The 22,215-nt window shown below is 33.3% G+C and carries 19 protein-coding genes; 15 read left to right on the forward strand and 4 right to left on the reverse strand.

Annotated features, from left to right (window positions below; all coding sequences use genetic code 11):
- Positions 1 to 75: 75 nt before the first annotated feature.
- The 11 genes from ACKGJY_RS07455 (at position 76) to ACKGJY_RS07505 (ending at position 9,584) form a co-directional block, all read left to right on the forward strand.
- Positions 76 to 1,401, forward strand: a complete 1,326-nt coding sequence (locus ACKGJY_RS07455) for a dihydrolipoamide acetyltransferase family protein (protein WP_413973245.1) — start codon at positions 76 to 78, stop codon at positions 1,399 to 1,401.
- A 78-nt stretch (positions 1,402 to 1,479) separates the two neighbouring features.
- Entirely contained in the window at positions 1,480 to 2,253 is a 774-nt protein-coding gene (locus tag ACKGJY_RS07460) for an exonuclease domain-containing protein (protein ID WP_413973246.1), read from the forward strand.
- A gap of 312 nt (positions 2,254 to 2,565) precedes the next feature.
- Complete coding sequence (locus ACKGJY_RS07465; protein ID WP_413973247.1) at positions 2,566 to 3,177, forward strand: fumarylacetoacetate hydrolase family protein; 612 nt, start codon at positions 2,566 to 2,568, stop codon at positions 3,175 to 3,177.
- 1 nt (position 3,178) lies between these two features.
- Positions 3,179 to 3,520, forward strand: coding sequence for an Hpt domain-containing protein (locus ACKGJY_RS07470; protein ID WP_413973248.1), 342 nt, complete (start codon positions 3,179 to 3,181; stop codon positions 3,518 to 3,520).
- Positions 3,521 to 3,523: 3 nt separating this feature from the next.
- Positions 3,524 to 4,774, forward strand: coding sequence for a competence/damage-inducible protein A (locus ACKGJY_RS07475; protein WP_413973249.1), 1,251 nt, complete (start codon positions 3,524 to 3,526; stop codon positions 4,772 to 4,774).
- A 251-nt stretch (positions 4,775 to 5,025) separates the two neighbouring features.
- Positions 5,026 to 5,262 (forward strand): 50S ribosomal protein L28, encoded by a 237-nt coding sequence (rpmB, locus tag ACKGJY_RS07480; protein ID WP_413973250.1) that lies wholly within the window; start codon positions 5,026 to 5,028, stop codon positions 5,260 to 5,262.
- A gap of 25 nt (positions 5,263 to 5,287) precedes the next feature.
- The gene (rpmG, locus tag ACKGJY_RS07485) at positions 5,288 to 5,470 is read left to right on the forward strand and encodes a 50S ribosomal protein L33 (RefSeq protein WP_413973251.1); all 183 of its coding nucleotides are present in this window, start codon (positions 5,288 to 5,290) and stop codon (positions 5,468 to 5,470) included.
- 35 nt (positions 5,471 to 5,505) lie between these two features.
- On the forward strand, positions 5,506 to 5,658 hold the full coding sequence (locus ACKGJY_RS07490) for a DUF4295 domain-containing protein (protein WP_413973252.1): 153 nt from the start codon (positions 5,506 to 5,508) through the stop codon (positions 5,656 to 5,658).
- Between the two features lie 498 nt (positions 5,659 to 6,156).
- On the forward strand, positions 6,157 to 7,110 hold the full coding sequence (gene ftsY / locus ACKGJY_RS07495) for a signal recognition particle-docking protein FtsY (protein ID WP_413973253.1): 954 nt from the start codon (positions 6,157 to 6,159) through the stop codon (positions 7,108 to 7,110).
- Positions 7,111 to 7,396: 286 nt separating this feature from the next.
- Positions 7,397 to 7,816 carry a hypothetical protein gene (locus ACKGJY_RS07500; RefSeq protein WP_413973254.1) on the forward strand — a complete coding sequence of 140 codons (420 nt, stop codon included), beginning with the start codon at positions 7,397 to 7,399 and terminating at the stop codon, positions 7,814 to 7,816.
- Positions 7,817 to 7,949: 133 nt separating this feature from the next.
- Positions 7,950 to 9,584: an amidase family protein gene (locus ACKGJY_RS07505; RefSeq protein WP_413973255.1), complete on the forward strand. Its 1,635-nt coding sequence runs from the start codon at positions 7,950 to 7,952 to the stop codon at positions 9,582 to 9,584.
- Here ACKGJY_RS07505 and ACKGJY_RS07510 read toward each other — a convergent pair.
- Positions 9,581 to 10,654: a serine hydrolase domain-containing protein gene (locus tag ACKGJY_RS07510; RefSeq protein ID WP_413973256.1), complete on the reverse strand. Its 1,074-nt coding sequence runs from the start codon at positions 10,652 to 10,654 to the stop codon at positions 9,581 to 9,583. The two genes, ACKGJY_RS07505 and ACKGJY_RS07510, sit on opposite strands and share 4 nt — an antisense overlap.
- 207 nt (positions 10,655 to 10,861) lie before the next feature.
- Here ACKGJY_RS07510 and rimO point away from each other — a divergent pair, with 207 nt between their 5' ends.
- Positions 10,862 to 12,166 (forward strand): 30S ribosomal protein S12 methylthiotransferase RimO, encoded by a 1,305-nt coding sequence (rimO, locus tag ACKGJY_RS07515; protein WP_413973257.1) that lies wholly within the window; start codon positions 10,862 to 10,864, stop codon positions 12,164 to 12,166.
- 47 nt (positions 12,167 to 12,213) lie between these two features.
- Here the strand turns inward: rimO and ACKGJY_RS07520 are convergent, their stop codons facing one another.
- The 3 genes from ACKGJY_RS07520 to ACKGJY_RS07530 form a co-directional block, all read right to left on the reverse strand.
- Positions 12,214 to 13,503, reverse strand: coding sequence for a carboxypeptidase-like regulatory domain-containing protein (locus ACKGJY_RS07520; RefSeq protein WP_413973258.1), 1,290 nt, complete (start codon positions 13,501 to 13,503; stop codon positions 12,214 to 12,216).
- 82 nt (positions 13,504 to 13,585) lie between these two features.
- Positions 13,586 to 15,436: a cytochrome-c peroxidase gene (locus ACKGJY_RS07525; RefSeq protein ID WP_413973259.1), complete on the reverse strand. Its 1,851-nt coding sequence runs from the start codon at positions 15,434 to 15,436 to the stop codon at positions 13,586 to 13,588.
- 5 nt (positions 15,437 to 15,441) lie between these two features.
- Entirely contained in the window at positions 15,442 to 17,037 is a 1,596-nt protein-coding gene (locus tag ACKGJY_RS07530; RefSeq protein WP_413973260.1) for a phosphatase, read from the reverse strand.
- Between the two features lie 345 nt (positions 17,038 to 17,382).
- Here ACKGJY_RS07530 and bshC point away from each other — a divergent pair, with 345 nt between their 5' ends.
- From bshC to guaA, 3 genes are all read left to right on the forward strand, one after another.
- Positions 17,383 to 18,990 carry a bacillithiol biosynthesis cysteine-adding enzyme BshC gene (gene bshC, locus ACKGJY_RS07535; protein ID WP_413973261.1) on the forward strand — a complete coding sequence of 536 codons (1,608 nt, stop codon included), beginning with the start codon at positions 17,383 to 17,385 and terminating at the stop codon, positions 18,988 to 18,990.
- Positions 18,991 to 19,057: 67 nt separating this feature from the next.
- Entirely contained in the window at positions 19,058 to 20,431 is a 1,374-nt protein-coding gene (locus ACKGJY_RS07540; protein WP_413973262.1) for a pyridoxal phosphate-dependent decarboxylase family protein, read from the forward strand.
- A gap of 100 nt (positions 20,432 to 20,531) precedes the next feature.
- Positions 20,532 to 22,067 (forward strand): glutamine-hydrolyzing GMP synthase, encoded by a 1,536-nt coding sequence (gene guaA, locus ACKGJY_RS07545; RefSeq protein WP_413973263.1) that lies wholly within the window; start codon positions 20,532 to 20,534, stop codon positions 22,065 to 22,067.
- Positions 22,068 to 22,215: the final 148 nt, after the last annotated feature.

A 22,215-nucleotide genomic window follows, 5' to 3' on the forward strand; every position in this document is an offset into this window, starting at 1 on the left:
AGATAATTTAAAAAAATTAATGATTTTTAAGTAATTTTGCAATCTAAATAAAAATAAAGACTTTAATTTAAAGAAATGGCAAAGTTTGAATTGACATTACCAAAAATGGGGGAAAGTGTTGCAGAGGCAACGATAACATCTTGGTTAAAAGATGTTGGTGATACCGTGGAGTTAGATGAAGTTGTTTTGGAAATTGCTACAGATAAAGTAGATAGCGAAGTACCAAGCGAAGTTGAAGGTGTTTTGGTTGAAAAACGTTTTGAGGTAGACGCTATAGTGCAGGTTGGACAGGTTTTAGCTATTATAGAAACTAATGGAGATGAAGCGCCTATTATTGCAAACGTTGAAACGCCATCCAATAATACTCCAGAAGAAGTGATGACAGAATTAACAGGACGTGTTGAAAAAGCAAAAGCTGAGATAAATATAAATGCACCTACTATTTCTAGTACAGAACGTTTTTATTCGCCATTGGTTAAAAATATAGCTAAGCAAGAAGGTGTCTCTCAAGAAGAACTAGATGCTATACCTGGCACTGGGAAAGAAGGAAGAGTCACTAAAAATGATATTTTAGGTTACATTGAAAATAGAGGTAATAGCACAACGCAAAAGGAGGAGGCTAAACAGGAGGTTATTAAAAAACCTATTACTGTTGCACCAAAAGTAGAGGTAAAACCAGTTGTGGTAAGCGGTGAGGACGAGATTATTGAAATGACACGTATGGGGAAATTAATTTCTCAGCATATGACAGAATCATTACAAACATCAGCACATGTGCAGAGTTTTATTGAAGCAGATGTGACTAAAATTTGGAATTGGAGAACTAAAGTAAAAGATGCTTTTGAAGTGCGTGAGGGTGAAAAACTTACTTTTACGCCAATATTTATGGAAGCTGTGGCTAAAGCTTTACGCGATTATCCTATGTTGAATATCTCATTTGATGGTGATAAAATCATTAAAAAGAAATCTATTAATTTAGGAATGGCCACAGCACTAGCCGATGGCAATCTTATTGTTCCTGTGATAAAAAACGCAGATCAATTGAATTTGGTAGGCATTACCAAACAAGTAAATGATTTAGCTAATAGAGCGAGAAATAATGCATTAAAACCAGAAGATATACAAAATGGAACGTACACCGTTACCAATGTTGGCTCTTTTGGAAGTATTATGGGTACACCAATTATTAACCAGCCACAAGTGGGTATTTTAGCGCTTGGTGCTATTAGAAAAGTACCAGCTGTTATTGAAACCGACGAAGGAGATTTTATTGGTATTCGTTATCGTATGTTTTTATCACACTCTTACGACCATCGTGTTGTAAATGGGGCGCTTGGAGGCATGTTTGTTAAAGCTGTAAAGGATTACTTAGAGGCCTGGGATAGCGATAGAGAAATATAAAAAATAAATAGATGAAGCCCGACCAGAAACGGTTGGGTTTTTATTCTGTATTTATACAGAAAAAATCAATCAAAAAAAATGCAATTAAACTTAACAAAACCTATCTGTTTTTTCGATTTAGAAACCACAGGTATTAATATCACGCATGACAGGATAGTTGAAATTTCTATTCTTAAAGTTTTTCCTAATGGTACTGAAGAGCGTAAAACATGGTTAGTAAATCCTGAGATGAAAATTCCAAAAGAGGTTACTGAAATTCATGGTATAGATGATGCTAAAGTTGCTAACGAACCTACGTTTAAGGTTCTTGCAAAGGATATTTATAATATGATTAAAGATTCTGATTTAGGAGGGTTTAACTCTAATAGATTTGATATACCGCTTTTGGCAGAGGAGATGTTACGTGCTGATGTTGATTTTGATATGAAGCATACCCAATCTGTTGATGTACAAACTATTTTTCATAAAATGGAACAGCGTACTTTAAGCGCTGCTTACAAATTTTATTGCGATAAGAATTTGGATGATGCGCATAGTGCAGAAGCAGATACAAATGCAACTTATGAGGTATTGAAAGCGCAGTTAGATAAATATGATGAATTGGAAAACGATACTAAGTTTTTAGCTGAGTTTAGTTCTAGAAAAAAGTTTGCCGATTTTGCTGGTTTTATTACTTATAATAAAAAGGGTGAGGAGTGTTTTTCTTTTGGAAAACATAAAGGAAAGTTAGTCACCGAGGTATTGGATAAGGAACCAGGCTATTTTGGATGGTTGTTAAATGCTGATTTTCCGCGGTATACTAAAAAGGTGCTAACGGCTATTAAGTTGCGTAGTTTTAATAATAAGTTTTAGTAGGTGTGTTTATTGTGTAATTGTTTAATCGTGTAATTTGTTTAAACGGTTTGATGTAGCTAACAAACATAAGTGGGTATAAACGCTAAGATGTAGCAGTGTATTTGGCAAGTACACCCGCGTTAGGGATTGCAGAGGAAAGCCCACAGCCCGACAAAGGAGGTGCGAGGACTTGTAACGAAAAGCCCGACCTTTTGTGATCCTGCAAGGTTTTTTAGCCTTGTAGGTATGAGCAAAAGGTAACGCCCTAATTAAATTAAATTAACCGCTTTGCGTCTTAACGTTTTTGTGAGAGTAAAATAATATTGAAAGATGAAATTAATTTGCATAGGTAGAAATTATACAGCCCATATTGCAGAACTTGAAAATGAGAAACCTAAAGATCCTGTAATTTTTTTAAAACCAGATACAGCAATTTTACTAAAAAAACAGCCGTTTTTTATTCCAGATTTTTCTGAAGAAGTGCATCATGAAGTTGAGGTTTTGGTTAAAATTAATAGAGTGGGGAAGCATATTGATAAAAAGTTTGCTCATAAATATTATAACGAAATAGGCTTAGGTATAGACTTTACTGCTCGTGATTTACAACATAAATTAAAGGCAAAAGGATTACCATGGGAAAAAGCGAAAGCCTTTGATGGTGCTGCGGTAATTGGTAATTGGCTACCTAAAAGTGAGTTTGAAGATGTTAACGAAATTGAGTTTTCTTTAAAAAAGAATGATATTGTTGTACAAAAAGGGAATACTAGCCATATGCTTTGGAAAATTGATGAATTGATAGAATATGTCTCAAAATATTTTACTTTAAAGATTGGAGATATTATATTTACAGGCACGCCTGCCGGAGTTGGTAAGGTTGTTGCCAATGATACGTTAAAAGGTTATATAGGAGACCACCAACCATTTTCTATAACAGTGAAATAACATGGAACAACATTATAAATTATTTAGAGTAAGAGAGTTAGCAGATAATGATGAGGATTTTGTGATGGCTTTAGCTGCTACTTTTTTAGAGGAAGTACCTGAGGATGCAGAACGCTTAAAAAAAGCAGTTGCAGAGAAGGATTACCACACCGCTTACCAAGCGGCACATAAAATGAAACCAACCATTGATTTGTTTGAGTTGGGTGTTTTACAAGATTTAATTGAAGTGCAAGATTGGGGTAAATTTACCAAAACCGATGTAGATGTTACTGATAAATTGGAGATTGTGATTACTGCGGTAGAACAAACTGTTTTAGAGATTAAGCAAGATTTTGGATTGTAGGAAATGCTAGCAGAAATTATAACCATTGGCGACGAGCTTCTTATAGGTCAGGTTATTGATACCAATTCTGCCTTTATAGCACAACAATTAAATAGTATTGGAGCTTCTATATACCAAATTACCTCAGTTCAAGATGATAAAGCACATATTTTACAGGCCTTTAGGGATGCCGAAAGTCGTGTAGATATAATTATTATCACAGGAGGTCTTGGTCCTACAAAAGATGATATTACTAAAAAAACTATTGCTGAATATTTTAATGATACGTTAATTCGTGACGCCGCAGTTACTAAAAATATTGAAGATATTTGGAAAAAACATGTGCGTCAAAATTTGCTTCAAGTAAATAAAGATCAGGCTTTAGTGCCATCTAAAGCTACAGTTTTAATGAACGAATTAGGGACTGCTCCGGGCATGTGGTTAGAAAAAAACAGTAAAGTTTTTGTAGCCTTACCAGGCGTGCCTTTTGAAATGAAAACCCTTATTACCAATAAGGTAATCCCCAAACTTAAAGATAAATTTGATTTTCCGTTTATACTACATAAAACATTATTAACCTATGGTTTAGGCGAAAGTACATTAGCAAGCAGAATAGAAGCTTGGGAAAATAATTTGCCTGAAACTATACGGTTAGCCTATTTGCCAAGATTGGGTAGTGTACGTTTGCGTTTATCATCAAAAGGATTCAACGAAACAGAAGTTAGAAATGCTATTGATGCTGAGATTAAAAAACTGATACCCTTAATTAAAGATGTATTTGTAGGTTTTGAAGATAAAGAAGAATCTTTAGAAGCCATTATTGCAAAACGTTTAACGGCATCTGGTAAAACGTTAGCTATTGCAGAGAGTTGTACTGGTGGTAATGTGGCAGAACGGTTTACACAAAACCCAGGCGCATCAGCATATTTTAATGGCGGTGTAATAACGTATGCGACTGCATCTAAAATTAAGGTTTTAGGTATTTCTAAAACGCTTATTGATACCTATTCAGTAGTAAGTGCAGAAGTTGCAGAAGCTATGGCACAAAATGTACGCGAATTATTTAATGCCGATTACGGTGTAGCTACAACAGGAAATGCGGGGCCTACAAAAGGCGACTCAAATGTAGATGTTGGTACCGTTTTTATTGCCATAGCAGGAAAAGATACTGTAATATCACAATCATTTAAATTGGGTTCTACCCGTAAACGCGTTATCAAAAAAGCAGTAAATAGAGCACTAGAAATGCTTGAAAAAGAAATTTTAGACCATTAATTTTTTGCGATGTATAGTTCTCAATACTAAGCATTAAATTTCTTAAAAAATGTCATTCCCCGTACATGTTAAGCATCTAAAATAATTTATTATACGTCTTAAAAATAGGGTTTTAAATGACCTAAAAATATCTATAATTGGTATCGAAATTATTCCTGTAAAAAAATCTATATTTTAATTGTCATAATTCAAAAAATAAGTATATTTGCACCTCGTTTTTAAGCAACAACAAATTTAAAGTTAAAAATATAATGTCAAGAGTTTGTGAACTTACAGGAAAGAAGGCAATGGTTGGAAACAACGTGTCTCATGCAATGAATAGAACTAAACGCAAGTTTAATGCTAATCTATTAAAGAAACGTTTTTACATTCCAGAAGAAGACAAATGGATAACTTTAAAAGTTTCTACTTCTGCGTTAAAAACTATCAACAAAATAGGGATTTCAGCGGCACTTAAAGAAGCTAAATCAAAAGGATTTATAAAATAATACGTCATACGTTAAGTATTAAAAAATGGCAAAAAGAGGCAACAGAATACAGGTAATTTTAGAATGTACAGAGCACAAAGAATCTGGTAAACCAGGTACTTCAAGGTACATTACAACTAAAAATAAAAAGAACACGCCAGATAGAATGGAGTTAAAGAAATTTAACCCAATCTTAAAGAAAATGACAGTTCACAAAGAAATTAAGTAATAAGTTTTACACCGTAAAGCTAAAACGTATATACAATGGCAAAAAAAGCAGTAGCATCGTTACAAACAGGATCTAAAAGATTAACAAAAGCTATAAAAATGGTAAAGTCTCCAAAAACGGGAGCTTACATGTTTGTAGAGTCAGTAATGAGTCCAGATAAAGTAAACGATTTCTTAAACAAGAAATAAACGTTTATTTCACAATATTTTAAAGCTGCTATCTGTAAAGAGAGCAGCTTTTTTAATGAGATAGAAACGCTAACATACGTTTAAGGTTTTGTAATCCAATTAATCCTGCCCATTTTGGCGGGATTTCTTTTATGTCATATCAAAATTTTGTTACCTTTCCCTATATTTACAATTCAAATGTTAATGACAATATTTCATGTTTTAATTAAAGGCAAGAATGTTGTTGTCAAGTATTTGGGCGTTACCCTAAAGGGTCAGGCTTTCCGCTATATCTTTTTAAAGTGTCATTGCGAGGAGCTTGCGACGTGGCAATCTTTTTCAGGAAGTTTCTAAACTAGAATTAGTTGACTTACATTCTTTAAAAAGGATGCCGCTGCAATCCTTAACGCAAAAGTCTATTCAGTCTTTGGTTGACAGTTTAGTCATAAATATAGAACCCTAACAAAAAGAGTAAAAACGATTAAACGTTTAAACTCATAAAAGAATAAATAATCGCACATGAGTTTTTTTAAAAAAATATTCTCTTCAGAAAAAAAGGAAACCCTAGATAAGGGTTTAGAAAAAACTAAATCTAGTTTCTTTGGTAAATTAAGTAAAGCTGTAGCCGGAAAATCTAAAGTAGATGATGAAGTTTTAGATAATCTAGAAGAGATTTTAGTAAGTAGCGATGTAGGAGTAAATACTACACTTAAAGTTATTGAACGTATAGAAGCACGTGTCTCAAAAGATAAATACTTAGGAACCGATGAGCTAAATAAAATATTGCGCGAAGAAATAGCAGGTTTACTATCAGAAACCAATTCAGGAGAGGATACAGAGTTTACCATTCCTGAAGGCAAAAAACCTCATGTAATTATGGTGGTTGGTGTTAATGGTGTTGGTAAAACAACAACTATAGGTAAATTAGCAAGTCAGTTTAAAAAACAAGGTTTAAATGTAATTTTAGGAGCAGCTGATACGTTTAGAGCAGCAGCAATAGATCAATTACAAGTTTGGGCAGATCGTGTAGATATACCAATTGTTAAGCAATCTATGGGAAGCGATCCAGCTTCAGTAGCTTTTGATACGCTTAAAAGTGCAGTAACACAGGATGCCGATGTTGTTATTATAGATACCGCAGGCCGTTTACATAATAAAGTAAATTTAATGAATGAGCTTACCAAAGTAAAGCGCGTAATGCAAAAAGTTGTTGACGATGCGCCACATGATGTGTTATTGGTTTTAGATGGTTCTACAGGGCAAAATGCTTTTGAGCAAGCCAAACAATTTACAGCAGCCACCGAGGTTACTTCATTAGCTGTAACTAAATTAGACGGAACAGCAAAAGGAGGTGTAGTTATTGGTATTTCAGATCAGTTTAAAATTCCCGTAAAATATATTGGTGTAGGCGAGGGGATTGATGATTTACAAGTATTTAATAAATACGAGTTTGTAGATTCTTTTTTTAAGTGATTTTTTTAAATTTAATAAATTTCGATTATTAAAATTTAATACGCTACCGATTAAATCATGTTTATAAAAATAACTTCATTTTTTTTATGAAGTCTTAAAAAAAACACGCAATCTATTTAAATCCAATAGTTTAGTTGAATACGTTTTTCATTTATTCATTTCTAATACAAATGTTAAATGTGTTAAAGTCTATTTTTTTTGAAAGGTAGCTAACTCCTACTCGTCATTTATAGTGGCGAAACCTGAAAAGCCTATAAAAATAGAGTAAGGAGAAAAATTTATTACTATGAAAATTTTAATGACAGTATTTGCTGCTTTGGCAATCTCAACTGCAGTAAATGCACAACAATCTGAATGTACAATTAGATCTGGTCAAGACATTTCTAGCCGAACGTATGATGCTATAGTACGCACGGTTTTTACTGGAGATGGTGTTAATATCGTAAACAGAAGAACAGGTGAAGTTTTAGATTTTATTGCTATTACAGAAAATTCATTTGGAGTAAGATGTCGTCCAGCTTCAGCAGGTAGCTCAACTAGCGAGAATTCAGGAAGTACTTCTTCAGGAACTACTTCTCAGACTAACACTGTGCGTAATAGTACTTCTGTAAGAAGAACTTCGTCTTCTGGTACTACATCATCAAACACTAGTAATAATGGTTCTCGAAGAGGTTTTCCAGCTTCTGCTGCTTTAGGTTTACCATAATTTTATATACCTATTTTATTAAAGCTGTTTTTATATAAAAAAAACAGCTTTTTTTTTTGCGTTTTAGTAATAACTCTGTAACTTTTAGTGTGGTTTATCCAACAAAAAGGTATTTTTATAAAAAATATTAGCCATGAGATATATTTTATCCTTATTTGTTATTGCTTTACTTTTTAATTGTAAATATGCTGAATCAGACCATAAAACCATGGAGTCATCTACTGATTTAAGTGCTATCTCTTCGAAAGATTTTAGAGAATTTAAAGTTTTAGAATCAAAATATATTGATGCTAAGGATTTATGGAAACCTTTTGAAAAAGATTTAGAAGATTTTACCGAAAACGACTATAGTAAATTAAAACCGCTAATATTAGAACAAGATATTCCAACACTCCAAAAATATATTTTAGATAAAAAATTATCATACGAGAAACTGGTTAAATTCTATTTATACCGTATTCGAAAATACGATAGAGAAAACAAGTTGTCTTTAAATTCGGTGATTTCATTAAATCCTAATGTAATTACGGAAGCTAAAGAAAAGGATAGAATGAAGTTTGAAGTTGCGCCACACCTTATTTTCGGGATGCCAATTCTTTTAAAAGATAATATTAATACATCAGGAATACCAACTACTGCAGGAGCTGTAGCTCTTCAAAATAATAATACAGAAGATGCATTTATAGCAAATAACTTAAAAAGAAAGGGTGCAATTATATTAGGTAAAGCCAATTTAAGCGAATGGGCTTACTTTTTTTGTGGCGATTGCCCAAGCGGTTACAGTGCTATTGGCGGACAAACATTAAACCCTTACGGTAGAAGAAGTATTGATACAGGAGGCTCTAGTTCTGGTAGTGGTGTAGCCGTTGCTGCTAATTTTGCAGTTGCTGCTATTGGTAGTGAAACCTCTGGTTCTATTTTATCACCTTCTAGTCAGAACTCCGTTGTCGGCTTAAAGCCTACAATTGGGTTGGTAAGTAGAAGTGGTATTGTACCCATTTCTTCAACCTTAGATACTGCAGGACCAATGGCAAAAAATGTAATTGATACTGCGATTTTATTGGATGCTATTTTTGGTTATGATACAACAGATTCAAAATCTATTAATCCAAAGTGGAGTAGTAGTTACTATACGACTGATTTAAGAAATAACGCTCTAGAAGGTAAACGTTTTGGTGCTCCAAAAAGGCTTTTAGAAGACACTCTTTATGTTCAAGCCATTTCAGATTTAAAATCAAAAGGCGCTATTATTATTGAAATAGAAGAAGAAAAAGTAGACTTACCAGATTTTTTAAGATTACTAAATCTAGATATGAAAGTCGATTTGCCCGTATATTTATCAAATTATGCAGGTAAAAATATAACAGCTAAATCTGTACAAGATATTATGGATTTCAATCTAAGAGATTCTTTAAATACCATGCCTTATGGTCAAAAATTATTTGAAGGCATTGTTGCTGACAATGCTACTGATTCAGCATTTAATACAATTAAAAATACCTTAAAAACTAATGGAAGAATATTTTTTGATATGCCATTTAAAGCTTATAATTTAGATGGATTTCTATCCATTAATAATTATCACGCAGGTTTTGCTGCTGTTGCAGAATATCCAGCCATTACTGTTCCTATGGGATATACTGAAAACGGTGCGCCAAAAGGTTTAACGTTTATAGGTAAGCCACTTTCTGAAAAACAGTTACTTGGATTTGCTTATGGTTATGAGCAAGTTTCTAAACGACGTATAGCTCCAAAGGATTATAATTAATTGATAAGTGCATTAATTTTATCCCACAATTCATTATCAAAATTAGATAACGCCAACGCATCAGTATTAGCTTTGTCTCCCATACGTACTATTACTAGTTTTTTACTTGGTACAACATATATCTTTTGGTCATTTTTACCTAAAGCAGCATAAGTATCGTTGGGCGCATTAGGAATTAATGGACCACCAAATTTTAATTGACTTGCAGGTAAATAGAAATCGCTTTTTCCGTTTAGCCACCATAAGTAGCCATAGGATTTATTAATATTTTGTGAAGCATTGGTAGCATTATTTAAAAATGCTTCAGGCACAATTTGTGTAGCGTTCCATTTACCTTTAGCATACATCATAAGTCCAAAACGTGCCATACTTCTTGTGTTGCTCCAATACACATTAAAGTTGTTTGATGGCACCCACGCGCCATTCATTCCAATTTTACTTTTCAACTTTTCGTTGAAATAACTGCTCCAAGTCGTATTATTAGCTGTTGTAATAACATCTTGCATTTTTTTATACACATTATGGTACGCCCAACGTGTTCCAGCATCAGCTTTGTATTGTAAATTTTCTTTAGATACATCATCGCCTAAACTGTCATCTAAACCAGAGTTCATAGATAATAAATGTTTACATGTAATCAGGCTTTCCTTTTCTAAAGACGTACTTGTCCAACCTTCACCTAAATACTCAGAAACCTTATTATTTATGTTAATAATACCTTCATTTTGAGCTATCCCAGAAATAGCAGTAGTTAATGTTTTACCAGCACTTGCCCAATACCATAGTTTTGTGGCATCATGATCGTTCATATAAGCTTCAATAACAATTTTTCCGTCATGGAGAATGATGAAACTTTTAGTATTTTTTTCGTCAAGAAACTCTAATAGTGGTTGTAGTTGTAGTGTATTCCAGCCTAAACTTTCCATAGTTTCAGTATCCCAGATATCAGAATTTAATGGTGGGAAGTAGATGCTTTCAGTTGGTGCTGGATTGTCTTCTACTGGTGATTCAGAAGTACAACTAAATACAAAATAAAGGCATAAAAAAAGATATAGGAAATTGATTTTCATAACAGCAGGTTTTTATTTGGGACACTCAAATATACAAAAGGTTTAATTAGATATTAAATTTTAAGATGTTTTTGCAAGAAATCATGTATAGGTTTTCGTGTATACTTAAGTAAAATATACTATGTTTATATTAACTATAGTTAAACGGAATATTGGTAACTATTTCGTAAATCATTCCGTAACTTTGCGCCCTGATTTACAAATACTATGCGCACAAAATCACTTAAAAAAAATAGGATAAACGTTGTTACATTAGGTTGTAGTAAAAATGTGTACGATAGTGAAGTACTTATGGGGCAACTTAAAGCAAGCGGTAAAGATGTAGTTCATGAGGAAGAGGGTAATGTCGTAGTAATTAATACCTGCGGTTTTATCAATAATGCTAAGGAAGAAAGTGTGAATACTATTTTAGAGTTCATGCAAAAAAAAGAAGCTGGAGATGTGGATAAGGTATTTGTAACTGGCTGTTTAAGCGAACGCTATAAGCCAGATTTGCAAAAGGAAATTCCTAATGTAGATGCATATTTTGGAACAACAGAATTACCCGGTTTATTAAAGGCACTTGGTGCAGATTATAAACACGAATTGATAGGTGAACGCTTAACAACAACGCCAAAAAATTATGCTTATTTAAAAATAGCTGAAGGTTGTGATAGACCATGTTCGTTTTGTGCTATTCCTTTAATGCGAGGTAAACATAAATCTACTCCAATTGAAGACTTGGTAATTGAAGCTGAAAAATTGGCTGCAAACGGTGTTAAAGAGTTAATATTAATTGCTCAAGATTTAACATACTATGGGCTTGATTTATATAAGAAAAGAAATTTAGCTGAACTTCTTGAGGCTTTAGTAAAAGTTGAAGGCATAGAATGGATACGATTACATTATGCCTTTCCAACAGGTTTTCCTTTAGATGTATTGGATGTTATGAAGCGTGAGCCTAAAATTTGTAATTACTTGGATATTCCGTTACAACATATTTCTGATGCTATATTGAAGAGTATGCGTCGCGGGACCACAAAAGAAAAGACCACAAAGTTATTGCAAGAATTTAGAGCCAAAGTCCCTGAAATGACCATTAGAACTACTTTGATTGTTGGGTATCCTGGTGAAACGGAAGAGGATTTTCAAACCTTAAAACAATGGGTGCAACACATGCGCTTTGAGCGTTTAGGATGTTTTACCTATTCTCATGAAGAAAATACACATGCTTATAATTTGGAGGATGATGTTCCTGAAGATGTTAAGATGGATAGGGCTAATCAAATTATGGAAATTCAATCTCAGATTTCATGGGAACTAAATCAACAGAAAATAGGACAAGAGTATAAAGTTGTTATAGATAGAAAAGAAGGTAATTATTTTATTGGACGTACCGAGTTTGATTCTCCAGATGTTGATAATGAAGTTTTAATTGATGCTACAAGTACCTATTTAAAAACTGGAGAATTCTCAAATATCAAGATTATTGAAGCCGAAGATTTTGATTTGTACGGTGAAGTTATCTCATAAAAAAAGCTGATAATTAAATTATCAGCTTTTAGAAATTTATAAAATCTTTAAGATTCTTCTTTTTTTGTATTTTGTTTGTTTAATTGTTTCTTAATTTTTTTAATAGCATTTTCAATTGATTTTTCTGGTTCTATAATATTATAAGCACCCCAAAATTCTGGGTCAGTAAAACCTGAAGTTTGTTCTGTTAATATAGATGTAGGTTTTAACGTCCTTTTACGAACTTTAGCTATTTTAGTTTTTGGTATTTCCCAGTCTGTAATAGCCATTTCGCTATTTAGGGTATATACACTATTAAATAATTTCCCTTTCCAATTTACTTTAAAAGTTAAGCCTATGTTGCTATAAGCATACTGCCATTTCCCATTTTGAGTTCTATATTTTATTTTATAGGTAGCCTCTGTTGGGTATACATCTACTTTTCTTGGTTTTTTTCTAACAAATAGACTACTGGATAGTTCTTTATTTTTAACGTTTAAACTATAAGCTGCACTAGTAAGGGCTAAGGTTTGAGCATCAATGTATAACTTGCCGTAGTACATTGGTGTTTTTACGTTAGATTTTTGCTTAAAATTTACTACATACACTAAGTTTTTATTAATATTCGTAGAGTTTTCATAGTTAAAGTCGTAGTAGTCAATATCTTCCTCGTTAAAAATATACTCAGGATATTTTACTAAATCTGTATATAAGTTACTAAAAGGACCGCCTTGAAGTTTAAGGGCCAGGGTGTCTAGCTTTGAGTAATCTGTGTTTTTTCTAGATTTTATGAGCTCTATATGATCATTACGCACACTAGCAAATGGTTGCCTATGTATTTGAACTATAGCCTCAGAAAGAGAAGCGTTTCGTCGTCTTTTCTTTATGGTTTCTCTATAAAACGCTGTTAACAACGCATTTTTATCATTATAAGCGGCGCTTTTATTCTCTAATGTTTTTCTCACAAGTGTTTTAGCATCGTATTTTGGTGTGGCAGCAATACTTACGGTAGAGAGTTCTGTAACGCTAGATGTTAAGTAAATTTTTTCATCAGTACTTAAGTCAACTATATTTAACAATTTTTTTTCGTACCCTAAATGTGTAATTACTAATTTTTCACCCAAATATTTATAAGGTATTTTAAGTAAAAATTCACCATCAGAATTAGTTACAGTACTAATATTAGAACCATCTACAACAATATCTGTAAATATTAAAGCGTCTTGCGTTTCTTTGTCAAATACTTTACCACTAATTTCTTTAATTGGATCGTTGTTTTGAGCATTTGTGGTGTATGCAATTAGCATTATAAACACAAATAGATAAGATTTTAAATTTAAAAATGTGGTTGTTTTCATAGTCAATTTATTTTAAATCTAAATTAAATAAAAACTCATGATTCTATGATAAAGAATAAATTTTTAACACAAATATTAACTTTTAATACACTAAGGTTCTGTCAGTTAGTGTTTTCATAAAGGCTATTACTGCATTTATTTCTTCTTGGTTTAAATCTAATGAGTCTGCAGGTAAAGTTTGGTAAGGTACATTAAGTCCCATACCTTGTCCGCCACCTAAATTATAAAACTCTAAAACCTCTTCTAAAGTATTAAAAGCCCCATTATGCATATAGGGAGCTGTAAGTTCAATATTTCTTACTGAAGATGTTTTAAAAAAACCTCTTCTTTCTTCAACCTCATAAGGGTAATACATGCCAGGATCTTCATCTAAAATGGGATATTTAAAATTGGTATTTTTTGTAATACCTAAATTTTCAAATTCTGTTTCTTTGAATTTAGGCGGTACAGTGCCATTAAATGTAGGCGGAAAATGGCAGGTTGCACATGCAGCTTTTCCTGTAAAAAGATTAAATCCTTTAATTTCTTCTGTTGTCATAGTGCTTTCTAGATCTAGCATGTTTCTATCAAACTTAGAGTCAAAAGGTGCTAAACTTCTAATGTAAGTGGCTATAGCATGTCTCACATTTTTGTTTGTAATTTTACCTTCATACAACATGTCAAAAGCCTTTGTATATTCTGGGTTATCTTTAACTCTTTTTTCTATAGTTATTAGATCTGTATGGAATTCGTCTTTATTATTTGTAACGCCAACAATTTGCCCTTCGAGGCCATCGCCTCTACCATCGTAAAAAAATGTTCTTTGGTAAACCGCATAAGATAGGGTTGGTGTATTACGTTGAAGTGTTACACCATTTCTTCCAATAGCTAGTTTTTTACCATCTGTAAATGCCTTTTCACTAATATGGCAGGTAGCGCAACTCATATCGTTATTAATTGATAACGTTTTATCATTAAACAGTGTTTTTCCAAGTGCAATGCGCTCATCAGAAATAACAGGAGATCCTTGGGGCGAAAAGTGAGATAGATTAAAAAAGTCTTTTTGAAATAAATTTACGGCATAAGGATTTAGCGCAAAGTTCTCAGCCATTTCAATATCCCATTTTTTGAAGGCTTCAGTTAATAAGGCGAGTTGCTTATTTGTGTGGTTTTTAATAAAAGCGTAACGATCTAAAGTTTCAAAAGTTTTAGATAATAATAGGTGTTCTGCTGCTTTAAATTCATCTAGTAACTGCTTGTAAATTTCAGTTTCTCCGTAAACATCTTCCATATATTGTAGAATGTTTTGTAAAGATTGATACACATGAGCAGATTCTTCTGTTGAATTTAATTGCATTGGAGAGTCAAAACCAGTGAGACCCTTTGTAGCAACTGTTATTATTTCATCTCTAACCATTTTAAAGTAATGCCTATCTTTTTGCTTATAGATAATATGGTTATGTGCCATAAAAGGCACTCTAGATTGTAAAAATATAAGTTGTAATTCGAGCTCTTTTTTATCTAAGCCATCCTCGTTATAAAGCAATTCTTCTACAACCTGTAAACTTTTGGGTTTAATTTTTTTAATATCGGTATAATCCTCAGCATGCACAATAAGCAAATTCGGTCCGTTAATTGTTAGGTAGCTGTTATTATCAAAAGCAATCATAAATGGCTCTGCATATTTATACCATTTTCTTACTGTTTTAAAGATGGCTTTGTTGTCTTCTAAAGATTTTTCAGGATCTAATTTATTTAAGTAAGTAGATAAGCTATCTAAGTTACGTAAATAGTAGTCTCTTAAATCTTTAGTAAAAACCGAGTTAGTTTTTGTAGTTTCAATATCAACTAATTTAGTGTTGTTTTTACAAGACGAAATAGCTAGTATTACAATTAGAAAGAGGAATCCTGCTTGGATTCCTCTTTTTATAGTATATGGATAATTACTTTGCATACAAACTATCTTGGTAAACCAGTTATTTTGAATAAGAATGAACCTTCTAAGTCTGAAAGGCCTTCTGCAATAGCTGTAGGATCGAAAAATGCTTTACCGTCTGCTCTTACAGCAGTATCAATTTTATCAAGTTCCCAACCATGAACTTGAACACCGCATATATAGGTAGGTTCAGCTGCTCCAATAATATCGGTAACATCTATCATACCTGTAATTTCCCATTTGCCGCCACCGCCGTACTCTGGGTTATTATCTTCGTCGCACTCTAAAACAGTAGTAAGTGCACCAGTAGCAATATCATATTTGTATAATTTTGCCCAACCTTGAATAGCAGTGTTTTGATCAAAATACCCATTAGGATCTTCTTGAATGTAAACAAAGTTTTCTGTAACCAAAATATTATCAGGGCTATGGAAGCCGTCAGCTACACCACCTACTTTGTCACCATCTAGTACACAAGTGATTTTACAATCTCCTGTAGGACTATCATCATTTAATTCTACCATGTAGATTCTTCCAAACGTAGTACCTCTTTTAGCTAAATCTGGATTGTCGCTTCTGTAGCGACCAGTAACACAGAAAAAGAATGTTCTTTCGTTATCAGCAGAACCTTTTCTCCAATCTATATCTTCAATTCTTTGGAAACCAATCACACCGGCATCTATAGCTTCTTGGTTTAATTCGTCTTTAGTTCTTTCTGTCATTTCTATCCACTCAGCATCATAAGCAACTCCTTCTGCCATACCCATTTCAAATAATAAGCCACCTTGTCCAGGTTCTGTTTCAACAGGGTTTTTACCTTTTAAAACAAAAAGATCGCCTCCAAATAAATCTCCACGAGCACCTACATACATACCTAAGTGTCCTTCAGGATATGTGTTATTGCTATCGTCATCTCCTATAATAGCAACTGTTCTATTAGAATATGCATTTTTACCAATTACAACTGCATTTTCTGTAGACCATTCTCCCATAGCTGGAGATCTGGTTGCAAAAGACGCTAAATCTGCATCCTTAAAAGGATCTACAACGTATACACCTTGCGCTCCAGCACCTTGGCCAACCCATTCTCCACCAGAAAGATACATAGGGCCAAATCCATGTTCTGATTTAGAAATACCAGAACCAGAACACATGGCCGTAAATGCAGTAGCCGTAGAGTTTACAATATAATCACCTTCTAAAGGCTGTAAACTTTTATTCATTTTAATTCTGGCAATAGAGTAATCTCGTTCCAAATTAACAATGCAAGAGTACGTATCGTCTCCGTTATCAAACAAGGCACAACCATCAGTAAAGGAACCATATACAAATGTAGAGTCTGAAGGTAAAATATCTGCAGATGTTAATAACATCTCTACATTTACAGATGCATCTAACACATCAAATACCTTATCTGCCGATACCACAGAACTTGTTAAAGGCGTTAGTGTTTCAGGAGTAAAATCTTCTCCATCCATACCATCCTGACCGTCTTGACCATCCATACCATCAACACCATCAATACCGTCTTTCCCATCCTCTATATCACAGCTAATTACTGATACAGGGATTATTGCTAAAGCAGTGACTAGTGATAAAAAGCTAAATAATTTTTTCATAATTTTTTGATTGTTTTTAGTTATTATTTGATGTCAAAATTATGATGAGAGTTAATAAAATTTGTTAACTAAATACTGTGGTTTTATTAAGTTAGAGTTAGCGGAAAGTTATCAATATTACTAGAATATTACCACTGTTATTACAGTGTTAACAATTGTTATACTAGTATTATTTTTATGTATTACAGTTAAATTTTTACTTGTATAATTAAGATGTTATTTACAGAGGTTTAAAAAAATAGTAAGGCTTTATATTATAAATTAAATTTTAAATAAACTGTTAACTTAATTTTTAGATTTTAAAAAATGTAATAACTGTATATTTACACGACTATTAAGTGATATATGCAGCACGACTATTTACCATTTAAATCTACAGGTTATTTTTCATCTTTAATATGTGATTATTTAGATGAAAAACCTCAATTGCATCAGTTTTATAATCGGTTTCCAACTTTAAAGGATTTTAAAGCTCAGATAGAAGAAAAGCGCAACTCTAAATCTGTGTCTCTATCGCATAGAAGTGTTTTAGTATCTGTTTTAGAACAGCAGTATAAAAACGTTGAGACATCAGACTTAACATTGCAGCATATTAAAAGCTTAAGTTCAGAAAACACCTTTACCATTACTACAGGTCATCAATTAAATTTATTTACCGGACCACTTTATTTTCTTTATAAAATAGTTTCAGCCATAAATCTTTCAAAAGAATTAAAGGAGAATTACCCTAACAATAATTTTGTGCCTGTATATTGGATGGCTACAGAAGATCATGATTTTGATGAAATAAATTACTTCAATTTTAAAGGTAAAAAGTTTCAATGGAATAGAAATACCAGTGGTGCAGTAGGAGAACTATCTACAAAAGGTTTAGATGATGTTTTAGAGTTATTCTCGCAAGATTTAGGAACAAGTAAAAATTCTGAAGATTTAAAAACACTTTTTGAAAACTCTTATATCAACCATGATAATTTAGCTGATGCTACACGTTATTTGGCAAATTCGTTATTTAAAAACTACGGTTTGGTAATTATTGATGCGAATGATACCAATTTAAAGCGGTTGTTTGTTCCTTATATTGAAAAGGAGTTGGTTGATCAAACGTCATTTAACGCAGTTTCAAGCACTAACAACGTTTTAGCAACTGTTTCGGATGATTACAAAATACAAGTGAATCCTAGAGAAATAAACTTATTTTATCTTACTAAAAATGTACGCGAACGTATCGTGTTTGAAGATGATGTTTTTAAGGTGTTACATACAGATATTACATGGCGTAAGGGTGAAATACTAAAAGAGCTATTAGAACATCCTGAACGGTTTTCTCCAAATGTAATTATGCGCCCGTTGTATCAAGAAGTAATTTTACCTAATTTATGTTATATTGGTGGAGGCGGCGAGTTGGCCTATTGGATGCAATTAAAATCTTATTTTGACAGTGTAGATGTTACCTTCCCTACAATTTTACTTAGAAATTCTGTATTGATTAAAACTGGAAAGCAAGCTGAAAAACTTCAAAAATTAAATATTTCAAACGAAGAACTTTTTTTAAAGCGAAATAGATTCATTAACCGTAAAGTGAGACAAATTTCTAATATTGATATAGATTTTTCTAAACAACAAGCAGCGTTATTAAAACAGTTTAAAGATTTATATACACTAGCAGAACAGACCGATAAATCGTTTATAGGCGCAGTAAAAGCCCAAGAAGTAAAGCAACTAAAAGGGTTGAAGGCTTTAGAAAAACGGTTGTTAAAAGCGCAAAAACGAAAATTGTCTGATGAGGTGTCTAGAATGACCGAAATTCAAAAGGAATTATTTCCAAATGGTAGTTTGCAAGAGCGTAATGCCAATTTTTCTGAATTTTATTTGGAATATGGCGATTGTTTAATTCCTCATCTAATCAAAAACTTAGAGCCTTTACAAGGTGAGTTTTCTGTTTTAACGTTTTAAATCTCAATCTTAATTCCATACTATAGTTTAAACAGCTTAATAGTAAATTTTAAAAATAGAATACAAAATGCACAAAATAGATATGGCTTTGGTGGAGATGACTATGGATGTCATGAAGTACGTCATAGACCGTCTATCAAACACAAAGCATAAAATTGGCAAACCAAAAAAAGAAGCAGAACTTAAAGCTTTGGTGGGTGAAACAATTACTGAACAAGGTATTGGTGGTGAAGAAGCTTTTAAGCTATGGCGAGAACATTTAACTAAATTTAATGTACCAATAGACCACCCAAGGCATTTAGCATTTGTACCTGCTTCTCCTACCAGAGCAGCAGTTATGTTCGATTTGGTTACATCGGCTTCAAGTATTCATGGGGCATATTGGATGGAAGGCGCAGGAGGCATATTTTGTGAGAATGAAGCTATGCGATGGATAGTATCATTAACGGGTTTACCAGAAGGTGCGTTTGGGGTTTTTACAAGTGGAGGTACAGCAGCAAACTTATCATCTATTGTTACCGCAAGAGAATATTGGCGAAGCTTAAATGAGCGCAATACGGTTGAAAAAGGATTAATAATTACATCTATTGGAGCACATTCTTCTATTAAAGCTATGGCAAAAGTAGCAGATATTGATGTGTTATTAGTTGATACTGAAGACCGACTTGAAAAGGCGGCTTTACAAAAAACTATTGATGATTTAACAATTCAACAAAGGCAGCGACTATTTGCTATTGTTGCTACAGGAGGCACAACCAATGCTGGTATTATAGATGATTTAGAGGGTATAGCTGAAGTTTGTGACAAAGAAAAATTGTGGTTTCATGTTGATGCTGCTTATGGTGGAGGGGCTTTAGTTGCTGATTCTGTTAGGCATTTGTTTAAAGGTATAGAACAAGCAGATAGTATTACCATAGACCCACATAAATGGATGTTTTCGCCGTATGATTGCGGTGCGGTAATATATAAAAACCCAGATTTAGCTAAGAAAGCCCATTCGCAACAAGGGTCTTATCTAGATATTTTTAAAGATGAAGGCGCTCATGGTTTTAATCCAACCGATTATCAAATACAGCTTACACGTAGAGTTAGAGGATTACCTTTATGGTTTTCATTAGCAACTCATGGAACCGATAAGTATAAAGAAGCTGTAGAACGTGGCATTGAGCTTGCTCTAATTGCTGGTAGAATGATTGATACAAAAACACATGTAGAATTAGTTCGCAAACCTAGTTTGTCTTGTGTGCTATACAGAAGAAAAGGATGGCACGCTGAGGATTATAAACATTGGACATATGAAAATCATAAAAAAGGATTTGCTTTAGTTACTCCAACCAAATGGAAAACAGGTGCTACTTTCGAAACCGTATCGCGTTTTTGCTTTATCAATCCAGACACTACAGAATCTGATATTGAGGCTATTTTAGATTCTATGGCTTAAACATAATGTGCTTTTATCTAATTAACAACTCGTTAATAACCTATTCAAAAAAAAGTAGAAACCTAAATAGTAATTCTAAAATCAATTCCTATTTTTGCGCATGCAACATGATAAGGTACTTATTTTAGACTTCGGTAGCCAATACACACAGCTTATTGCGCGTAGAGTTAGAGAACTCAACATTTACTCCGAAATTAAACCATTTAACAAAATTCCATCAAATTTAAATCAATACAAGGCAGTGATATTGTCTGGTAGTCCAAATTCCGTTAGAGGTGAAGACGCTTTACATCCAGATTTATCTGAGATTAGAAGTAAAAAACCAATGCTAGCTGTGTGTTATGGTGCACAATATTTAGCACATTTTTCTGGTGGTGAAGTAGCACCATCAAATACTAGAGAGTATGGAAGAGCTAATTTGTCATTTATAAAGAAAGGAGAATCTTTTTTTGATAAAGTAAAGTCTGATAGCCAAGTTTGGATGAGCCATAGTGATACTATTAAAGCGCTACCAACCAACGGTGTGCTTATAGCTAGTACACATGATGTTGAAAATGCAGCATATAGAATTGACGGAGAGGATACATATGCCATACAGTTTCATCCTGAAGTATACCATTCTAAAGATGGAAAACAGATTTTAGAAAATTTTTTAGTACACATTGCAGGTTTACGACAAGATTGGACGCCGCAGTCATTTGTAGAAGAAACTGTAGAAGCGATTCAAGAAAAAGTAGGGAATGATAAAGTAGTATTAGGACTTTCTGGTGGTGTAGATTCTACAGTTGCTGCAGTATTGCTTAATAAAGCTATAGGTAAAAACCTGTATTGCATTTTTGTAAATAACGGTTTATTGCGTAAAAATGAATTTGAAAGCGTATTGAATCAATATGAAGGTATGGGACTTAACGTTAAAGGTGTTGATGCTTCCAAACGATTTTTAGATGCTTTGGCCGGTATTGAAGACCCAGAGAAAAAACGAAAAGCTATTGGTAATGCGTTTATTGAAGTTTTTGATGATGAAGCTCATAAATTAGAAGATGTAAAATGGTTGGCACAGGGTACTATTTATCCAGATGTAATAGAGAGTGTGTCTGCTACTGGCGGGCCATCTGCAACTATAAAAAGTCATCATAATGTAGGCGGATTACCAGATTTTATGAAGCTTAAAATTGTAGAGCCTTTACGTGCTATTTTTAAAGATGAAGTAAGGCGTGTTGGTAAAACTTTAGGTATAGATGCAGAATTATTGGGGCGTCATCCATTTCCCGGACCTGGCTTAGGTATTCGTATTTTAGGAGATATTACTGCCGAAAAAGTACGTATGCTTCAAGAAGTAGATTATATTTTTATAAAGGGATTAAAGGAATGGGGCTTGTACGACAAGGTTTGGCAAGCAGGTGCCATGTTATTACCAGTAAATAGCGTAGGCGTTATGGGTGATGAGCGTACTTACGAAAAATGTGTAGCTTTACGTGCTGTAGAAAGTACGGATGGTATGACTGCCGACTGGGTAAACTTACCCTACGAGTTTTTACAGAAAACATCAAATGAAATTATTAATAAAGTAAAAGGTGTAAACAGAGTGGTGTATGATATTAGCTCTAAACCACCTGCTACTATAGAGTGGGAGTAACTCAGTTTTTAGTGATTAAGTAAGCTGGAGGCAGTAGCAGAAAACCCAGTGCTTAATCCTTTAGACTGAAAACTGCAGACTGATTTGCGTTAGGGATAGTAGCGGCATCCTTTTTTGAGGCACGAAAAAAAGATATAGCGGATAGCCC

This window comes from Hyunsoonleella sp. 2307UL5-6 (assembly GCF_047345485.1).
In the GTDB taxonomy this organism is placed as follows: domain Bacteria; phylum Bacteroidota; class Bacteroidia; order Flavobacteriales; family Flavobacteriaceae; genus Jejuia.

What these genes read in the sequence shown, in the direction of transcription:
- ACKGJY_RS07455 (WP_413973245.1), top strand. Translation starts at nt 76, where the DNA reads ATGGCAAAGTTTGAATTGACATTACCAAAAATGGGGGAAAGTGTTGCA.
- ACKGJY_RS07460 (WP_413973246.1), top strand. Translation starts at nt 1,480, where the DNA reads ATGCAATTAAACTTAACAAAACCTATCTGTTTTTTCGATTTAGAAACC.
- ACKGJY_RS07465 (WP_413973247.1), top strand. Translation starts at nt 2,566, where the DNA reads ATGAAATTAATTTGCATAGGTAGAAATTATACAGCCCATATTGCAGAA.
- ACKGJY_RS07470 (WP_413973248.1), top strand. Translation starts at nt 3,179, where the DNA reads ATGGAACAACATTATAAATTATTTAGAGTAAGAGAGTTAGCAGATAAT.
- ACKGJY_RS07475 (WP_413973249.1), top strand. Translation starts at nt 3,524, where the DNA reads ATGCTAGCAGAAATTATAACCATTGGCGACGAGCTTCTTATAGGTCAG.
- rpmB (WP_413973250.1), top strand. Translation starts at nt 5,026, where the DNA reads ATGTCAAGAGTTTGTGAACTTACAGGAAAGAAGGCAATGGTTGGAAAC.
- rpmG (WP_413973251.1), top strand. Translation starts at nt 5,288, where the DNA reads ATGGCAAAAAGAGGCAACAGAATACAGGTAATTTTAGAATGTACAGAG.
- ACKGJY_RS07490 (WP_413973252.1), top strand. Translation starts at nt 5,506, where the DNA reads ATGGCAAAAAAAGCAGTAGCATCGTTACAAACAGGATCTAAAAGATTA.
- ftsY (WP_413973253.1), top strand. Translation starts at nt 6,157, where the DNA reads ATGAGTTTTTTTAAAAAAATATTCTCTTCAGAAAAAAAGGAAACCCTA.
- ACKGJY_RS07500 (WP_413973254.1), top strand. Translation starts at nt 7,397, where the DNA reads ATGAAAATTTTAATGACAGTATTTGCTGCTTTGGCAATCTCAACTGCA.
- ACKGJY_RS07505 (WP_413973255.1), top strand. Translation starts at nt 7,950, where the DNA reads ATGAGATATATTTTATCCTTATTTGTTATTGCTTTACTTTTTAATTGT.
- ACKGJY_RS07510 (WP_413973256.1), bottom strand. Translation starts at nt 10,654, where the DNA reads ATGAAAATCAATTTCCTATATCTTTTTTTATGCCTTTATTTTGTATTT.
- rimO (WP_413973257.1), top strand. Translation starts at nt 10,862, where the DNA reads ATGCGCACAAAATCACTTAAAAAAAATAGGATAAACGTTGTTACATTA.
- ACKGJY_RS07520 (WP_413973258.1), bottom strand. Translation starts at nt 13,503, where the DNA reads ATGAAAACAACCACATTTTTAAATTTAAAATCTTATCTATTTGTGTTT.
- ACKGJY_RS07525 (WP_413973259.1), bottom strand. Translation starts at nt 15,436, where the DNA reads ATGCAAAGTAATTATCCATATACTATAAAAAGAGGAATCCAAGCAGGA.
- ACKGJY_RS07530 (WP_413973260.1), bottom strand. Translation starts at nt 17,037, where the DNA reads ATGAAAAAATTATTTAGCTTTTTATCACTAGTCACTGCTTTAGCAATA.
- bshC (WP_413973261.1), top strand. Translation starts at nt 17,383, where the DNA reads ATGCAGCACGACTATTTACCATTTAAATCTACAGGTTATTTTTCATCT.
- ACKGJY_RS07540 (WP_413973262.1), top strand. Translation starts at nt 19,058, where the DNA reads ATGCACAAAATAGATATGGCTTTGGTGGAGATGACTATGGATGTCATG.
- guaA (WP_413973263.1), top strand. Translation starts at nt 20,532, where the DNA reads ATGCAACATGATAAGGTACTTATTTTAGACTTCGGTAGCCAATACACA.